16 protein-coding genes are annotated in these 16,793 nt (G+C 63.0%); 4 read left to right on the top strand and 12 right to left on the bottom strand.

Annotated elements, in window-relative coordinates:
* Nucleotides 1–97 precede the first annotated feature (97 nt).
* On the top strand, nucleotides 98–2,722 hold the full coding sequence (glgP, locus tag LDN82_RS04465; protein ID WP_224166500.1) for an alpha-glucan family phosphorylase: 2,625 nt from the start codon (nucleotides 98–100) through the stop codon (nucleotides 2,720–2,722).
* Between the two features lie 135 nt (nucleotides 2,723–2,857).
* On the opposite strand, the gene LDN82_RS04460 is transcribed toward glgP, so the two are convergent.
* From LDN82_RS04460 to glgX, 3 genes are read right to left on the bottom strand one after another with little or no spacing between them, the layout of a single operon-like run.
* Nucleotides 2,858–3,217 (bottom strand): barstar family protein, encoded by a 360-nt coding sequence (locus tag LDN82_RS04460; protein ID WP_224166499.1) that lies wholly within the window; start codon nucleotides 3,215–3,217, stop codon nucleotides 2,858–2,860.
* Nucleotides 3,218–3,223: 6 nt separating this feature from the next.
* Nucleotides 3,224–3,688, bottom strand: a complete 465-nt coding sequence (locus LDN82_RS04455) for a ribonuclease domain-containing protein (protein WP_224166498.1) — start codon at nucleotides 3,686–3,688, stop codon at nucleotides 3,224–3,226.
* A gap of 10 nt (nucleotides 3,689–3,698) precedes the next feature.
* Nucleotides 3,699–5,813 carry a glycogen debranching protein GlgX gene (glgX, locus tag LDN82_RS04450; RefSeq protein WP_224167459.1) on the bottom strand — a complete coding sequence of 705 codons (2,115 nt, stop codon included), beginning with the start codon at nucleotides 5,811–5,813 and terminating at the stop codon, nucleotides 3,699–3,701.
* 240 nt (nucleotides 5,814–6,053) lie between these two features.
* On the opposite strand from glgX, the gene LDN82_RS04445 reads away from it, so the two are divergent.
* Nucleotides 6,054–6,863, top strand: coding sequence for a carbon-nitrogen hydrolase family protein (locus tag LDN82_RS04445; RefSeq protein ID WP_224166497.1), 810 nt, complete (start codon nucleotides 6,054–6,056; stop codon nucleotides 6,861–6,863).
* 333 nt (nucleotides 6,864–7,196) lie between these two features.
* On the opposite strand, the gene rlmB is transcribed toward LDN82_RS04445, so the two are convergent.
* From rlmB to LDN82_RS04415, 6 genes are all read right to left on the bottom strand, one after another.
* A complete protein-coding gene (gene rlmB / locus LDN82_RS04440) occupies nucleotides 7,197–8,186 on the bottom strand; it encodes a 23S rRNA (guanosine(2251)-2'-O)-methyltransferase RlmB (RefSeq protein WP_224166496.1) in 990 nt (329 codons plus the stop codon).
* 79 nt (nucleotides 8,187–8,265) lie between these two features.
* Nucleotides 8,266–9,735: a cysteine--tRNA ligase gene (cysS, locus tag LDN82_RS04435; RefSeq protein ID WP_224166495.1), complete on the bottom strand. Its 1,470-nt coding sequence runs from the start codon at nucleotides 9,733–9,735 to the stop codon at nucleotides 8,266–8,268.
* A gap of 35 nt (nucleotides 9,736–9,770) precedes the next feature.
* Nucleotides 9,771–10,127, bottom strand: a complete 357-nt coding sequence (locus LDN82_RS04430; RefSeq protein WP_224094477.1) for a hypothetical protein — start codon at nucleotides 10,125–10,127, stop codon at nucleotides 9,771–9,773.
* The gene (gene ispF / locus LDN82_RS04425; protein WP_224166494.1) at nucleotides 10,120–10,683 is read right to left on the bottom strand and encodes a 2-C-methyl-D-erythritol 2,4-cyclodiphosphate synthase; all 564 of its coding nucleotides are present in this window, start codon (nucleotides 10,681–10,683) and stop codon (nucleotides 10,120–10,122) included. The genes LDN82_RS04430 and ispF overlap by 8 nt, the downstream gene beginning before the upstream one ends.
* Nucleotides 10,683–11,465, bottom strand: coding sequence for a 2-C-methyl-D-erythritol 4-phosphate cytidylyltransferase (gene ispD, locus LDN82_RS04420; RefSeq protein ID WP_224094475.1), 783 nt, complete (start codon nucleotides 11,463–11,465; stop codon nucleotides 10,683–10,685). The genes ispF and ispD overlap by 1 nt, the downstream gene beginning before the upstream one ends.
* A gap of 66 nt (nucleotides 11,466–11,531) precedes the next feature.
* On the bottom strand, nucleotides 11,532–12,014 hold the full coding sequence (locus tag LDN82_RS04415) for a CarD family transcriptional regulator (RefSeq protein ID WP_011690592.1): 483 nt from the start codon (nucleotides 12,012–12,014) through the stop codon (nucleotides 11,532–11,534).
* Between the two features lie 293 nt (nucleotides 12,015–12,307).
* On the opposite strand from LDN82_RS04415, the gene LDN82_RS04410 reads away from it, so the two are divergent.
* Nucleotides 12,308–12,859: a hypothetical protein gene (locus tag LDN82_RS04410; RefSeq protein ID WP_224095159.1), complete on the top strand. Its 552-nt coding sequence runs from the start codon at nucleotides 12,308–12,310 to the stop codon at nucleotides 12,857–12,859.
* 102 nt (nucleotides 12,860–12,961) lie between these two features.
* Here LDN82_RS04410 and LDN82_RS04405 read toward each other — a convergent pair whose 3' ends face one another.
* Nucleotides 12,962–13,642, bottom strand: coding sequence for a response regulator transcription factor (locus LDN82_RS04405; RefSeq protein WP_159704610.1), 681 nt, complete (start codon nucleotides 13,640–13,642; stop codon nucleotides 12,962–12,964).
* A gap of 95 nt (nucleotides 13,643–13,737) precedes the next feature.
* Complete coding sequence (locus LDN82_RS04400) at nucleotides 13,738–14,976, bottom strand: ATP-binding protein (protein WP_224167458.1); 1,239 nt, start codon at nucleotides 14,974–14,976, stop codon at nucleotides 13,738–13,740.
* A 199-nt stretch (nucleotides 14,977–15,175) separates the two neighbouring features.
* Here LDN82_RS04400 and phoU point away from each other — a divergent pair, with 199 nt between their 5' ends.
* Nucleotides 15,176–15,829: a phosphate signaling complex protein PhoU gene (phoU, locus tag LDN82_RS04395; protein WP_224094474.1), complete on the top strand. Its 654-nt coding sequence runs from the start codon at nucleotides 15,176–15,178 to the stop codon at nucleotides 15,827–15,829.
* 162 nt (nucleotides 15,830–15,991) lie between these two features.
* Here phoU and LDN82_RS04390 read toward each other — a convergent pair whose 3' ends face one another.
* Complete coding sequence (locus LDN82_RS04390; protein WP_224094473.1) at nucleotides 15,992–16,738, bottom strand: phosphoglyceromutase; 747 nt, start codon at nucleotides 16,736–16,738, stop codon at nucleotides 15,992–15,994.
* Between the last annotated feature and the right edge of the window lie 55 nt (nucleotides 16,739–16,793).

The following is a 16,793-nucleotide window of genomic DNA, read 5'->3' as shown; positions in this document are numbered from 1 at the left end:
TAAGCACACGAGCCATCTTCGCGACGCAAGATGACTTTTACCTAAAAGAAACCCAAACCAGTTCCGACTGCCATGTGAGTCCGTTAGTGTGGCGCTCGTGAAGGCAATTCGAAGATTTACAGTCCGTACCGTCCTCCCTGAGCCCATCCGGCCGTTGGCCCGCTTGGCGACCAACTTGCGCTGGTCCTGGCACCGGCCCACCAGGGAACTTTTTGCGAGCCTTAACCCGGCTCTTTGGGAGGCCGCGCAGCATGACCCCATCGCCCTCCTGGGGTCCATCAGCAGGGAGCAGCTGCAGGACCTCGCCAGCAACGGCGAAGTCGTTAACCGGGTACAGGAAGCTGCGGCCGATCTGGACCGCTACCTCAGTGAGCCCCGCTGGTACCAGGGGCTTGGTGAAGAAGCTCCGGCCTGCATCGCCTACTTCTCGCCGGAATTCGGCATCACGGAGGTTCTGCCCCAGTACTCCGGTGGACTGGGCATCCTTGCTGGTGACCACCTCAAAGCCGCCTCGGACCTCGGTGTCCCGTTGATCGGCGTCGGGCTGCTTTACCAGGCCGGCTACTTCAAGCAGTCGCTGTCCCGTGACGCCTGGCAGCAGGAAACGTATCCGGTACTGGACCCGGACGGCCTGCCGCTGACTCTTCTGCGCCAGCCCTCCAAGGACGGCGTCCCCGGCAAGCCGGTGCACATTTCGCTTCCGCTTCCCAACGGCCGCGAGCTTCACGCGCATGTCTGGCGTGCCGACGTCGGACGCGTTCCGCTGCTGCTGCTCGACTCCAACGTCCCCTCCAACGACGAAGCCGCGCGCGGCATCACCGACCGCCTGTACGGCGGTGGCGGCGATCACCGGCTCCAGCAGGAACTGCTGCTGGGCATGGGCGGCGTCAAAGCCCTGCGCGTCTACCAGGAACTGACAGGTACGCCCGCGCCGGAGGTCTTCCACACGAACGAAGGCCATGCAGGATTCCTGGGAATCGAACGCATCCAGGAAGCGATGTCGGACGCCAACGATCCCCTCACCTGGGACGAAGCCCTCACAGCGGGGCGTGCATCCACCGTCTTCACCACGCACACCCCCGTCCCGGCAGGAATCGACCGTTTCGAGACCCTCCAGATCAAGCACTTCTTCGAAGCCGGGCTCGCCCCTGCGGTGCCCGTGGACCGGATCCTGGAACTCGGCCGGGAAAACTACGACGGCGGCAACCCTTCCGTCTTCAACATGGCAGTCATGGGCCTGCGCCTCGCGCAGCGTGCCAACGGCGTAGCCAAGCTGCACGGCGTGGTTTCGCGGGAAATGTTCTCCGGTCTCTGGCCAGGATTCGACCACTCCGAAATCCCCATCACCTCCGTGACCAACGGCGTCCACGTTCCCACCTGGGTGGACCCAAAGATATCCTCCCTTGCACGGCAGCAGTTCGGCGCAGAAGCCGAAGCCCTGGGCCGTTGGGACCTCGCCTACAACGTCAGCGACGAGGACGTTTGGGGGCTCCGCAAGGAACTGCGCACCCAACTCGTCGAAGACGTCCGGCGCAGGCTGCGCGCCTCATGGAAGACACGTGGTGCCGCCGACGCCGAGCTTGGCTGGACGGACAGCGTGCTGGATCCGGACGTCCTGACCATCGGCTTCGCCCGAAGGGTGCCCACATACAAGCGACTTACGCTGATGCTGCGCGACCCCGCGCGTCTGAAAGCCCTCCTGCTGGACCCCAAGCACCCCATCCAGCTGGTCATCGCAGGTAAATCGCACCCCGCTGACGACGCCGGCAAGAAAATGATCCAGGACCTTGTCCGGTTCACCGACGACCCCGAGGTTCGCCACCGGATCGTGTTCCTCCCGAACTACGACATCGCCATGGCCCGCACCCTCTTCCCCGGCTGCGACGTCTGGCTCAACAACCCGCTTCGGCCGCTTGAAGCCTGCGGCACATCCGGGATGAAGGCAGCCATCAACGGCTCGCTCAACCTCTCCGTCCTGGACGGCTGGTGGGACGAAATGTACGACGGCGAAAACGGGTGGGCGATCCCCACGGCCAACAACGGCGCATCCGCAGATGAGCGCGACGACATTGAAGCTTCCGCACTCTATGAGCTGCTGGAAACCCAAGTGGCACCGCGCTTCTACGGGACCACCGTGGCCCAAGGCGCCGGCGCAGCAGGACCCTCCGAATCCAGCCGCGAAACCGTGCCCACCCACTGGGTGTCCATGATCAAGCACACCCTGGCGAACCTGGGCCCGGCAGTCTCAGCCGAACGCATGCTGCACGACTACGTCAACAACCTGTACTGCCCCGCGGCAGTAGCCGGGCGTCGGGCCACCGCTGAATCGTTCAAGGAAGCCAAGGAACTCGCGGCCTGGACCTCCAAGGTCCGCAGCGCCTGGCCCGAGGTCGTCGTGGAACACGTCGACTCGGTGGGAGTGTCCGAAGAACCCCAGGTCGGCGACACCCTGCAGGTCAACGCATACGTGGCGCTCCACGACCTGACCCCCGACGACGTCTCCGTGGAGGTGGCGTTTGGCCGTGCCGAGGAATCCGATGAGCTTGAGGACATCGTCGTAGCGGAACTGGACTCCCTGGAGAACCTCGGCGGTGGACGCCACCTCTTCCACGGCGACCTGGTCATCAACCGCTCAGGGTCCTTCGGCTACACCGTCCGTGTGTTCCCGAAGCATTCGGCGCTGGCTTCCAAAGCTGAACTGGGGTTGATCGCGAACGCCTAGTCCGTAACCAGACGACATCCGCCGGATGTCAGTCATCCTCCGAGTGCTGCTCCTTCGTCGCTTTGACGCACGCTTCCGGATAACTGGCATCCGGCTTTGTTGTTTGATTCGGCGAGGCGTTGCGACTTATGAAATTTAGTTTTCGAAGACCGCAATCACCGCGAGGTCGCGGCCTGCGTAGCGCTCCGCGTCTTGGAGGATCTCGCAGACCACGCCGAAGGAACGGTCCGTTCGGTAGGCCGCCGGGACTTGCCAGATCATCGTGACGGGAGTGCCGTCGTCGTCGGACAGGGCGTCGGCAAAGTCATGCAGGGAGTCGTTGAGGGCGTCCAGGTTCACGCCGTAGTACTCCGGGAAGTCCAGGACCTGGCCAAAGACCTCCAGGACGCCCGATTTTGTTGTCGCCGGCGGGACGAGGATGGTCCTGCGACCGGCGTCTGCCACCTGCTCCTGAAGTTCTTCGATGGTCCAGGTGTCTGCGGAATAGATCTTCATGGGCTCCTACTTGCCTTCGACGATGAACTTGAACGAATCGTAATGGTCAGCGGTGTAGTACTTGGCCGTGTCCTTGCCAACAATGATTCGGCGAGCGCCGCGATCTGGCTCACCGGGTGTTGGGACCGTGTATTCCTTATAGAATCCGCTGGACTTCTTGGGCAGGAGTCCCTCGAAGTTTCCGAAATTCACGCCGTCCCTGTCATAGGGATAGGGCCTGCCTTTCGCAATCAAGGCAAGCGTCTGTTGCGCTTCCCTGGGAAGCTGCGAGGCGTTGATGGTGGGCAGCGCAGAGGGGTTTGCCACCGACGGCGGCGATGACGCGGAGCCAGGCTCCGCCGTCGTGGTTTGCGTGCTTGACGTTTCCTGAGGGGCGGTCAGCGGGCCGCCGCCCACCATTGCGGCCACAAGCGCGACGACGGCAATCACCAGAGCTCCGAAGGCCAGCAGTTTGCTGCTGATCCGTTTCATGCAGGGGCTCCTAGGTGCGATAAACGTTGATGGTGTTGGCCTGCAGGATATCCCGCTCGCCCGACGCCACCAGCGCACCCTTCCGGCGTTCATGCAGCACCGACGTTGTGAACCGGAGTTCGAACATACGCTTGCCGATGCCGGTTTCGCTCAGGATCTCGGGAAGCACCATCTTTACGTCCTGGTTGCTGCCGTTCACCACGATCAGGCCCCGGATTTCGCTGTCCTCATGACCCATCAGGAGCTGAATGGAGCGCGCGTTGGGATCATTCCAACGCGCGGGCGTCATGCGCTTTCCCTTGTCGTCGAACCATTGCAGGCTGGAATCATTCGCGTGGGCGGGGAAGCTCTCAGGCTGGTGGCGCAGGAACCACCGGCGAAGCCTGACAAGCTCCCTGGTGGTCTGGAACATGGCGTTGGCTTCCTGGGTCCGGCTCCAGTCCAGCCATGCCGTGGGATTGTCCTGGCAGTACGCATTGTTGTTACCGTGCTGCGTGCGCCCGATCTCATCACCAGCGGTGATCATGGGGACGCCGATGGACAACAACAAGGTGGCCATCAGGTTCCGGACGGAGAGCGCCCGGGCAGCTACGATTTCTTCGTCCTCGCTACGGCCTTCGAAGCCATGGTTGTAGCTGCGGTTGTCTCCGTGGCCGTCGCGGTTCTGCTCACCGTTGGCCTCGTTGTGCTTTCGGTCGTAGCTCACCAAGTCCTTGAGCGTGAAGCCGTCGTGAGCCGTGATGAAATTGACCGAGGCCAGGCGCGTTCGGCCGGACGGTGCGAACAGGCTCGCCGAACCCGCCATCAGCTCAGCCAGCGACGCGACTGAGCCGCCTTGGCCACCGGCTTCAATGGCAGCGCGGTCCGACAGCCAGAAGCGCCGGACGCCGTCGCGGAAATGATCGTTCCAATCTGACCACCCCGGCGGGAACCGCCCTGTCTGCCAGCCGCCGTAACCTACGTCCCAAGGCTCGGCGATGAGCTTGACCTCTGACAGGACCGGATCCTCGGCAATGGCCTGCAGGAAGGGGTGGTTGGGGTCGAATTGGTTGCCCGCGTCCCGGCACAGGGTCACGGCGAGGTCGAAGCGGAAGCCATCCACGTGGAAGTCATTCACCCAGTACCTCAGTGAATCCAAGGCAAGGTCCACCACCACGGGATCACTGAAGTCCAGGGTGTTGCCGCAACCGGTGGTATCCAGATACCGTCCATGCGCATCGTGCCGGTAGTAGCGCTTCTCCGCGAGGCCGCGGAAGCTCAGCGCAGGCCCGTCCGGTCCGGCTTCCGCGGTGTGGTTGTAGACCACGTCCAGGATGACCTCGATGCCGGCGGCGTGGAGCAACTTGATCATGCCCTTCAGCTCGTCCTGCACAGCGTGGGGACCGGCGTTCCGCGCGGCCTCTGTGGCGTAGTCGGAGTGAGGGGCAAAGTAGGCCGCGGTGTTGTATCCCCAATAGTTCGTCATGCCCAGGTCCTGGAGGTGTGACTCGTCCAGGTGGAAGTGGATGGGCAGGAGTTCCACCGCAGTGATTCCAAGCTCAGTCAGGTGCTGGATCATCACTGGGTGTGCCATTCCGGCATAGGTGCCGCGGAGGTGTTCCGGGATGTCCGGGTGAAGCATCGTCTGGCCACGGACGTGGGCTTCGTAGATTACGGACGTACGCATCGGCGTCCGCGGCGGCGCATCATCGCCCCAGTCGAAATCCGTTGCCATGTGGACGCTCGTAAGGAACTCGCCCCGCTGATCCACGGCGCGACCATAGGGATCCAGCAACAGGGACTGTTCGTCGTCGTCGTCAACATCCAGTGCCGGTACCGACATCGGCAGCCCGCCCTCGGGTGGAGCAGCGCGGAATCCGTACCGCGTGCCCGGCGGCATGCCGCTGACGATGCCAAAGTGCACACCGTCCTCCAGATTGGGAAGGGTGTGAACCCGCCAACCATCACCGGGCGCTTGGTATGCGACCTCAACGCGTTCCAGGTCCGGAGCAAACACTGCGACGTTGACGTTGTCTGTCTGCTGCGTGACGGCATCAAAGAAATCGGGCTGGGGCTCGCTCAGTCCGAGGGGCCTGGGGCGCGATGCATCCAGGGCGGCTGCTGGGTCCAAAATAGGCATAACCATTGCTTGCAAGTTTAGTTCCATACAGGATGAGTGCTGAGTTGGCCGCCCGTGTGACGGCGCCCACCACATCAAATTTCCGGCACGTACCGGCCGCGGGCCTCGTTCCGGGCCGCTCACGTGCTGGAACGCTCTGGACCGGGCAACAGCACACCCGTATCCGCTCCCCCGAATGTGTCGCCGCGGCTGTGTGTTGGCGGCAGCCTTGCCATACTGGGACTGGACAGAACTGGAGGTTCAATCGTGCGCGTTGCACTCGCTCAAGTCATCACCGGCCGGGACCTGGCTGACAATCTGCGGCTTCTGGAGGAGTACGCCCACCGTGCCAAGGACGGCGGCGCGGAGCTTGTCGTTTTTCCCGAGGCAATGATGCGCGCGTTCGGCAACTCCCTGCTGGACATCGCCGAACCTCTCGACGGCCCCTGGGCGGGCCGGGTGCGCGAGCTGGCTGACGAACTTCAGTTGGTGATCGTGGCTGGCATGTTCACGCCTGGCTCAGCTTCAGATTCGGGCGCGCGCCGCGTGCGGAACACCCTCCTGGTCACAGGCCCCGGAGTAGAGACCAGCTACGACAAGATCCACCTCTTCGACGCGTTCGGCTTCGCTGAGTCGGACACGGTTGAGGCGGGAACAGACCCAGTGACGTTCGACGTCGGCGGCGTCACCTTTGGTTTGGCCACCTGCTACGACATCCGTTTCCCCGCATTGTTCACTGCCAACGCGTTGCGCGGAGCCGTTGTAAACATCGTGGCGGCATCGTGGGGAGCCGGACCGGGAAAGGCCGATCAATGGCAGCTCCTGTCCCGCGCCCGGGCGGTGGACACCACGACGTTCGTGCTTGCCTGCGGCCAAGGAGATCCTGCTACGCAGGGTGTTGAGGTCAAGGGTGCCGCGCCCACGGGCGTCGGGTACTCCGCCGTCGTGTCACCCTTTGGGCAGGTCGTGGAAGCGCTCGACGGCGAACCCGGCCTCCTCTTCGCCGACCTCGACCCCGCCGTGGTGGAAGAAGCCCGCCAAAAGCTCCCGGTCCTGGCCAACCGCCGCGACTTCTGATCTTCTCTCACATCCAGCGGGCTTCTGGCCGATCTTCTCTCACATCCAGCGGGCTTCTGGCCGATCTTCTCTCACATCCCCTTGTCAAAGGGGACCGGACCGCCCGGGCCGGATGCCGCCGTCGTCGTCATTCCAGAGGACAGCAAACGCTCCCCCACCAGCATGAAGTGAGAGAGCGTTGGCCGAAAACGGGCAGGAAGTGAGAGAAGATCCGTCAAAAACCCGCGGGAAGTGAGAGAGCATCCAAGGGCGGCGCAAGGGGCATCCGGAAGCGTGCGTCAAAGCGACGGAGGAGCAGCACGCGGAGGATGGCGCTTGCGGCGCCTTGACGGATTAGCTTGCGCGCTGCCTCGAGACCTCGTACAGCGAGATGCCCACGGCCATGGATGCGTTGAGCGATTCCATGGCGGAGTCGATCGGAATCGAGACGATCTGGTCGCAGTTTTCGCGCACGAGGCGGCTGAGGCCCTTGCCTTCGGACCCGACTACGATGCAGACGGGCTCGGTGGCTACGGTGAGGTCGGGCAGCGAGACGTCGCCGTCGCCGTCCAGGCCGAGCACGTAGATGCCCATGTTCTTGAACTGCTTGAGCGCGTTGTTGAGGTTCGACGCGCGGGCCACGGGTACGCGGACTGCGGCACCGGCGCTGGTCTTCCAAGCGGAGGCCGTGACGCCGACGGACCGGCGCTCGGGAACGATGACACCGTGGCCGCTGAACGCGGAGACGGAACGGATGATCGCACCGAGGTTGCGGGGATCGGTGATGCCGTCGAGTGCAACGAAGATCGGGGCGTTGGAGATGTGCCCCTTCTTCCACTTGGCGATGGTGGTCTCTGCGAGGTCGTAGGCGTCCTCGTACTCGTACGGCGGGATCTGCAGGACGAGACCTTGGTGGACTGCGTCCTCGGTCATGCGGTCCAGTTCGGGCTTGCCGGTTTCCAGAAGCGGGATGCCGCGCTCTGCCGCAAGCTTGAGGGACTCTTTGACGCGGTCATCCATTTCGATGCGGATGGCAACATGCAGGGCCTTTGCAGGGATGCCGGCGCGCAGCGCTTCCACAACCGAGTTGCGGCCGGTGACCAGCTCTTCAGTTGCGCGGCCCTTGGGGCCGGAGCGGGCGCCGCTTCCCGGGCGCGCAGGACCGCGCTTGGCGGCTGAACGCTCGGAAAGCTGCTTGTTCTTGTACGCCTTGTGGTAGGTCCGGTCCTCGGCCTTGGGGGTGGGCCCCTTGCCTTCGAGGGCCTTGCGACCGTGGCCTCCGGTACCCGTGGAGGGGCCCTTCTTGCTCTTGCGGATTGCACCCGGGCGACCGTGGTTGGCCATTCTGTCCACCTTGCTTGAAATTAATGAGTCTGCATTCCAGTCTACTGACCCAATGCAATTCGGCGGTGGCGGCGGTTTGTCAGTCGCGTTTCAGGCTCCAGGTAGCGCCTTCCGCACCATCTTCGACGACGACTCCGGCGGCCGCGAGGGTGTCGCGGATGGCGTCGGACGCGGCCCAGTCCTTGTTGGCCCTGGCTGCGGCGCGGGCCTCAAGCTGCGCTTCCACCAAAATTTCCAGTGCCGCGTGTTCGCGGCTCTGCACGGCCTCCGGCCGTTTCACGGCGTCCAGGCCAAGGACATTTGTCATGGCGTGGACGCTGGAGAGAGCGTCTTTTACGGCGCCCAGGTCCCCGGCAGCCAGGGCTGTGTTGCCGGCCCGAACGGTCTCGTGCAGGACGCCGAGCGCCTGCGGGACGTTGAGGTCATCATCCATGGCCGCGATGAAGGCGGCCGGCATCGCGGCCTGCGCATCCTCGGCGTAGCTCTTCGGCTCACTGAGTTGCTGCCCCACCTTCGCGGCGGCTTTGGCGATAAAGCCATCAATGCGTTCGACGGCGGCCGCTGCTTCCTGCAGCGATGTGGGTCGATAGTCCAGTACGGATCGGTAGTGGGCCTGGCCAAGGTAGTACCGGACCACGCGGGGCGAGGCCAGGTCAAGCATCTCGGCAGGACTCACCGTATTGCCGATGGACTTGGACATCTTTTCGCCCTCGTAGGTGACCATGCCGTTGTGCATCCAGAAATTGGCGAATTCATCGCCTGCGGCCTGGGACTGGGCCATCTCGTTTTCGTGGTGCGGGAATCGGAGGTCCAATCCCCCACCATGGATGTCGAAGCGCGTGCCCAGGTATTTGGTGACCATGGCGGAGCATTCGAGGTGCCACCCTGGGCGTCCGGCTCCCCAGGGGGACTCCCATTTGGCAGTGACGGGTTCGCCGTCTTTGTAACCCTTCCACAGCGCGAAGTCGCGCGGATCCCTCTTGCCGCGAGGGTCGGCGTCGGGGGCGCCTTGCATGTCATCAATGTTCTGCCGCGTCAGCGATCCGTATTTGCTCCAGGAGCGCACGTCGAAGTACACGTCTCCGGAGTCGTCCAGGGCGGGGTAGGCATGGCCGCGGTCGATCAGCCGCTGGATCAGCGCATGCATTTCCGGGATGTGCCCGGTGGCTCGTGGCTCGTACGTCGGGCGCTGGACGCCGAGGGATTCGTAGGCGTTCTCGAATTCCTGCTCGTAGCGGTAAGCCAGAGCCCACCACTCCTCGTCCTTCCGCGCTGTCGGCTCGGCGGCCCAGTCGGGACCGAAGGATTGCTCGGACTTGGCCAGGATTTTGTCGTCGATGTCCGTGACGTTGCGCACTACCGTGACGCGGTGCCCACGGAATTCGAGCCAGCGCGTCAGTTGGTCAAACGCGATTGCGGACCTGACGTGCCCTACGTGGGGCATCCCCTGAACGGTAGCCCCGCAGTAGTACACGCTGGCCTTGCCATCTTCGAGGGGAACGAAGTCGCGGACTTCGGCGGAGGCGGTGTCATAGAAGCGCAGGGTCACCGCTCCAGATTAGCCGATGACGCGCCATGACTTGCCTACTTGCAGTACTCGCCGATTTTGTTGAAGTGCACGGTCAGCTGCTGTTGCTGTTCCTGCGTTGCCGCCCCGAGCGACGACGCCGCGGCTTTGTCCATGATGGCGGCCATCTCCTTGATGGGATCGCCAATTTCCGGAGCCAGCTTGTCTGCGATCTCGTGATAGTGGGCAGCGATCTGCTTGGACTGCTGCTGTTGGTTGCCATCGGGCTTGAAGGTGTCGTTGTTGAGGAACTCGCAACTGGCCTTCACATCCATCTTCGGTGTCCCTGCACAGCCCCCGAGCAGGAGCGCAGAAGTCACGGCCGCGGACAACAGCGCGGCGTAACGCACGACGCCGGAACGCACCTTAAGCATTCAGCCCACCTTCAGTGGAACCCGGCTGGATTGCTCCGTTGACGGGGTAAACGAGGGCGGTGGCAACCGCAGAAATTCCCTCGCCGCGGCCAGTAAATCCCAAGCCATCGCTGGTGGTGGCTGTGACGCTGACGGGCGCGTTTGCAGCTTCGCTCAGGACCTTTTGGGATTCTTCCCGGCGGGGGCCGAACTTGGGGCGGTTGGCTACGAACTGCACGGCGACATTGCCGATCTCGAACCCTGCGGCCCTGACTATCCGTGCAGCCTCATCGAGCAGCTTGACCCCGGAGGCGCCGGCGAACTCGGGCCGGTCCGTTCCGAAGTGGGTGCCGAGGTCACCTATTCCACAGGCGGAAAACAGGGCGTCGGCAGCCGCGTGGGCGACGCAATCGCCGTCGGAATGTCCGGAGAGCCCCTGCTCACCTTCCCAAAAGAGGCCACCCAACCAGAGCGGCTGGGGATCGTCCTCCGGCGCGAATGCGTGCACGTCGACGCCGATTCCGGTTCGGGGAAGTATCACGTTGCCGGCAAGGCCCGCAGCTTGCTGGGCGGCCATCAGCCTTCCACCCAGCGCATTCCAAGGGGGCCCTCGAGGAGGCCCTCGGCAATGATGAGATCCAGGGGCGTGGTGATCTTCAGCGACTGGCTGGCCCCGCGGACGGCGTGGACCGGAACGCCCAGAAGCTCAACAAGCATGGCGTCATCGGTGACTGCGGCGGCCTGTTTGTCATCGAAGAGCCCGGCGGCGTCGTGCGCGCGGCGCAACGTAGCGAGGTCGAAACCCTGGGGCGTCTGGACTGCCCTGAGCTGTTCACGGGGCGCTGTTCCAGTGACAACTTCCGGAGCGATGGAGGAGTCCGGGCCGTTGGTCTCAGCGACGGTCTTGATGGTGTCCACCACAGGCATGGCTGGAATGACGGCCTTGGCGCCGGAGGCCAAAGCATCGGCCACGCGCTGGAATACGCGCTCGGGGGTCAATGCGCGGGCTGCGTCATGGACCAGGACGGCTTCTGTCCCCTCTTCCAAAGCAGCCAAAGCGGCGCGGACGGAATCGGCACGGGTGGAGCCGCCGTCGACAACTGTCACCTCAGGGCCACCGTCTACCAGTTCAACCGTGAACGCGGCGATCAGTTGGCGGAGTTCCGCATCCCCCTTGGGCACGGCGACGCAGATCTGGCGTGCGACGTCGGCAGCGACTACGCCACGGAGGGCGTGCATCAGGATGGTTTCGCCACCCAGCGGAACTTTGGCTTTGGGCATGCCATAGCCGAGGCGCTCGCCCGAGCCGGCAGCCACCACGATTACCGCCGTAACAGCGCGCTTGGAAGGAATACTCATGGTGACAAGAGTACTTTGTGGCAAAAAGAAACCCGGCGGCGCTTTCGCACCACCGGGCATCAATTCTTAGGAAGCCAAGACTTCGTCGAGAACGCTTGCTGCCTTCTCTTCGTCTGTCTTCTCAGCCAGGGCCAGTTCTGAAATCAGAATCTGCCGCGCCTTGGCCAGCATGCGCTTCTCACCTGCGGAAAGGCCGCGATCGTGATCACGACGCCAAAGATCGCGAACGACCTCCGCCACCTTGATGACATCGCCCGAAGCAAGCTTCTCCAGGTTTGCCTTGTAACGACGTGACCAGTTGGTAGGCTCTTCAGTGAACTCGGCGCGGAGAACGTCAAATACGTGCTCCAAGCCTTCTTTGCCCACTACGTCCCGGACCCCAACAAGGTCAACGTTCTCTGCTGGAACTTCAATGGTCAGATCACCCTGAGCCACCTTGAGCTTGAGATACATCTTCTCTTCGCCCTTGATGGTGCGCATCTTGATTTCCTCAATTTTTGCTGCACCGTGGTGAGGGTAAACTACTGTCTCGCCGACCTCAAAAACCATGTGGACTTTCCCCTTTCCCGCAGACTAGTCTATCACGATTAAGGCATACGACTGGCACCCGACGGGCTGTCCAGCCGCGCCAATAAAGGGAAATAGGCCCCAAAGGGGCTCGCGATACCCCTTGACGCGAGCCAGGAAAGATGCTTCACGGAAGCAAGGAGCGCGTCGGATCTTCCCGGTCGCGTTCGCCACAATGCCTTCTCGAATCCTTATTTCGGCCGCTTTGCCGATAGGCTATGGCTGAAAAGTGTTCCAATGACTCTTGAGGAGTAGGTGTCGTGCGCATTACTGCGATGAACCCTGTCCAGCGCGGCAAGCTGGCAATTGCGGCGGCTGCAATCGGCGTCGGTCTTCTGTCCGTAACCGGCTGTGGCTTCGTCAACGCCCAGCAGACTTCCCACCAGTACTCAGCATCGGACGGGGTCAAAGCAGATCTCGGCCAGCTTGAGCTGCGCAACATGCTGATCGTCGCTTCAGGCGAGAACCAGCCGGGCCGCGTAATCGGCGCCGTGTTCAACAAGTCCAGCTCGGATGCCACCCTGACCATCAGTGGTGCCAATGGCGCCCAGACGGAAATCCCGGTCAAGGCCAACTCGGAGACGTACCTGAACGACGAAGCCGACGCCGCGGTCCTTAGCACCGCAGGCACCAGGCCCGGCGGACTGAGCCCGGTAACCATTCGCAGCGGTTCGGACTCCGCAACGATCAACGTTCCCGTGGTTGACGGCACGCTGCCGGAGTACAAGGAGTACCTGCCCTCCTCCAGCGCCTCGGCAACTCCGTCTTCCACTTCCACGGCAACGCCGACGCCGACGCACACCGAATCTGCAGCTGCCGGCCACTAGCAGGCCGCGCGCTGCAAGCAACGACAATAAAGGAAGGGTTCCGCTGCGGCGGAACCCTTCCTTTGTCGTTGTCTGCTGGCCGACGGTCAGCTGTTTGAAGCTTTACGGCTCGAACTTGTAGCCCAGTCCACGCACCGTCACCAAGTACCTTGGAGCGGACGGATCCGGCTCAATCTTGCTACGCAGTCGCTTTACGTGGACATCGAGCGTCTTGGTATCACCCACGTAATCTGAACCCCACACGCGGTCAATGAGCTGGCCCCGGGTGAGCACACGTCCGGAATTGCGCAGCAGCATTTCTAGGAGTTCAAATTCCTTCAACGGCAGTGACACCTGCTCGCCGTTCACGCTCACCACGTGGCGTTCGATATCCATCCGGACGGGCCCGGCCTGCACGGTGGAGGTGATCAGCTCTTCAGGCTCACCCTGCCTGCGGAGCACTGCGCGCACGCGCGCCACGAGTTCGCGGGAGGAGTATGGCTTGGTGACGTAATCGTCCGCACCCAACTCCAAGCCCACAACTTTGTCGATCTCCGAGTCCTTGGCGGTCAACATGATGACCGGCACACTGGAACGTTGGCGCAGTTGACGGCACACTTCCGTCCCCGGTGTTCCGGGCAGTTGGAGATCCAGCAGGACGAGGTCGGCACCATTCCGGTCGAATTCCACCAAGGCGTCGGTGCCGTTGTCCACTACCTCGACGTCGAAACCCTCTTTGCCCAAAAGGTAGGACAGGGGGTCGCTGAAGGACTCTTCGTCCTCCACTATCAAAATCCTGCTCAAGCGCTGGCTCCTTGCTCTTGGGCGCCGCTGGCGCCCCCTTGTTGATTAGCGTGACGGGTTGATTCGCGTGATGCGGTTAATGCGCATGACGCGGGTTAATTCGCGTGATGCGGTTGCTGAGTCGTGTGGTGGGGTCCGGCGGCGGCACCCGCCGCCGGAAGTTCAGGAGACGGAGCCGCGGTGGCAGCGGACGCCGGGAGGCCGGCGTCGTCGTCCTGGCCTTCCATCTCGGGCAACCGGATGGTGAACGTTGAACCTTGACCAGGCTGGGACCACACTGTGACCTCGCCACCATGGTTGGACACAACGTGCTTGACGATGCTGAGGCCCAGGCCGGTGCCACCGGTATGCCGGGAGCGGGCAGCGTCCACCCGGTAAAAGCGTTCGAAGACCCGTTCCTGGTCCTCGGGGGTCAGGCCCTCGCCCTGGTCCGTGACTGAAATAGCGACGACGCCCTCCCGCGTCCGGACTCCGACGCCTACGCGGGTGTTCTCCGGCGAGTAGCGGATGGCGTTGTCGATCAGGTTGCGCAGGGCGGTGACCAGCAGGTCCCTGTCACCGAACACCAGGGAGTCTGAATGGCCACCTACAACAATCTGGATGTTCTTACTCTCGGCCGGGAGCTGCGAGCGGTCCACTGCCTCGGTAATCACAGTGTTGATGTCCACCGTGTGGCCTTGCTGGGCAACATTTGCGCCCTGGAGCCGGGAAAGCTCAATGATGTCCTGGACCAGCGCCGCGAGGCGTCCGGATTCCTTATGCATGCGTTTGGCGAAGCGGCGCACGGCTTCTTCGTCGTCAGGCGAGGCTTCCAATGCCTCGGCCAGGAGCGAAATAGCGCCCACCGGCGTCTTGAGTTCGTGGGAAACGTTGGCCACGAAGTCGTTGCGGATCTCCTCGGTGCGGGTGATCTCGGTTCGGTCGTCGGCGAGCAGCAGGATGTACTCCCACCCGAGCATGGCTGCCCGCACCTGGACCACGATGGTGCCCTTGCCGAGGGGCCCCCGGGGAAGTTCGTATTGTTGCTCCAGAATCACGCCATCGCGGCGGACCTTTGCAGTCATGTCCAAGAGCTGCTTATGAACCACCGTGTGGCCGCGAACCAGGCCGTAGGCGTACGCTGCCGGACTCGCGCGGACCACGCCATCTATCGCATCGACCACCACAAACGCGCGCCCGACGACGGCAAGCACTTCCGCTGCACCTTCCGGAAGCAGGGGTTCGGTAACATCGAGGTCCACGATCCTGCGTTGCCGCTCGCTGATCCTGAAAGCGAGCATGCCAAAGACGCCCAGCGACAGGCCAACCAGGCCTGCAACGACACCTATAAGCAACGGATCCACATGTCCAGCTTATGCTCTGGAATCACGCCAAAGTGTTGATCCGGTGCCAAACGGGGGCGGTTCAACTAACGTTCATCTAAAGGTGCGCAACCGTTCACTGGCTCCTGACACAGTTAGTGGTTGGACTGCCAATGGTTTTTGAAATCCGTACCCCACCATGGGACAGGATTTCCAAGGAAAGGACGCCTTAGTGCGCAAGGTTTTTCAGGAGGAGCTCACCCAGGTCGGTGACGACCTCGTCGAGATTTCCAAACTGGTTCACGAAGCAATCACGAAGGCCACCACTGCCTTCGAAGGCGCCGACGTCGATCTTGCCCAGGACGTCATCGCGGCAGACGCGCGCATCGACTTCCTGCAGAACAGCCTCGACGAACGTGCCATCGACATCCTGGCCCTGCAAGGCCCGGTTGCCAGCGACCTGCGCATGATTGTTGGTTCGCTCCGTATGAGTGCGTCGCTGGAGCGCATGGGCGACCTCGCCCGCCACGTGGCGCAACTCGCCCGCCTGCGCTACCCCTCCACTGTCATTCCGACGTCCCTGACCCAGACCTTCAAGGCGATGGCCCAGCACGACATCGACATCACGGCCAAGGTCACCGAACTCCTCGAGACCCGCAACCTTGAGGTGGCCCGTGACATCCTCAAGATCAACATTGCCGTGGACGACCTCCACCTGAGCGTCTTCAAGGCGATTGCTTCCCCTGGTTGGAACGAAACTGCTTCCACCACGGTGGATGTGGCCCTGGCCAGCCGCTACTTCGAGCGCTTCGCGGACCACGGCGTTTCCGTTGCCCGCAAGGTTACATACCTCGTCACGGGCGAATGGCAGCCTGAGGGCTTCTAAGCCCGTCCCTGCATAAACAGCGACTCCCTGCATAACAGCAACGGCGGCCGATCACCTGGGGTGACCGGCCGCCGTCGTTAACACACTACGTAGCTGGTGCCGCGGGCAGGCTGCGTCCAAGGGAGGAACGACCGGGCAGCCGCCGCGGCAGTAGCGTAGAGCCTACTTCTTACCCTGGTTCGCTACAGCCAGGATCGCATCTGCTGCCGCCTCGGGGTCCAGGTACGTGCCGCCCGGGTTAATCGGCTGGAAGTCCTCGTCCAGTTCATACACCAGCGGGATGCCCGTGGGAATGTTCAGTCCTGCGATGGCCTCGTCGCTGATGCCGTCCAGGTGCTTGACCAGCGCGCGCAGGGAGTTGCCGTGCGCAGTAACCAGGACGGTCTTGCCGGCCTTGAGGTCTTCCTTGATGTCCGATTCCCAGTACGGGAGGAGGCGGACCAGGACGTCCTTGAGGCATTCGGTCCGCGGGAGGGCGTCACCGAGGTCCTTGTAGCGGACGTCGTGTGCCTGCGAGAATTCGCTGTCGTCCGACAGGGGCGGCGGCGGGGTGTCGTAGCTGCGGCGCCATTCCATGAACTGCTCTTCGCCGAACTCGGCGAGAGTCTGGGCCTTGTCCTTGCCCTGCAGCGCACCGTAGTGGCGCTCGTTGAGGCGCCAATCGCGCTTGACCGGGATCCAGCCGCGGTCGGCCTTGTCCAGGGCAATGTTGGCGGTGTTGATGGCCCGCTTCAAGAGCGAGGTGTACAGGATGTCCGGGAGGATGTCGTTCTCAACCAGGAGTTCCCCACCGCGCACTGCTTCGGCGCGGCCTTGGTCGTTCAGGTCAACGTCCACCCAACCGGTGAACAGGTTCTTGGCGTTCCAGTCGCTGTGGCCGTGGCGCAGCAGAATCAGCTTGTAAGTCATGGTTTTCATCCTAGCCGAGGGGTCCTGTGCCTTGCCGGGCGTTACGTTTCTCAAC

The organism is Arthrobacter sp. StoSoilA2, assembly GCF_019977195.1.
In the GTDB taxonomy this organism is placed as follows: Bacteria; Actinomycetota; Actinomycetes; order Actinomycetales; family Micrococcaceae; genus Arthrobacter.
The sequence above is the reverse complement of the archived record's forward strand: the minus strand, read 5'-3'. Positions and strand labels throughout refer to the sequence as shown.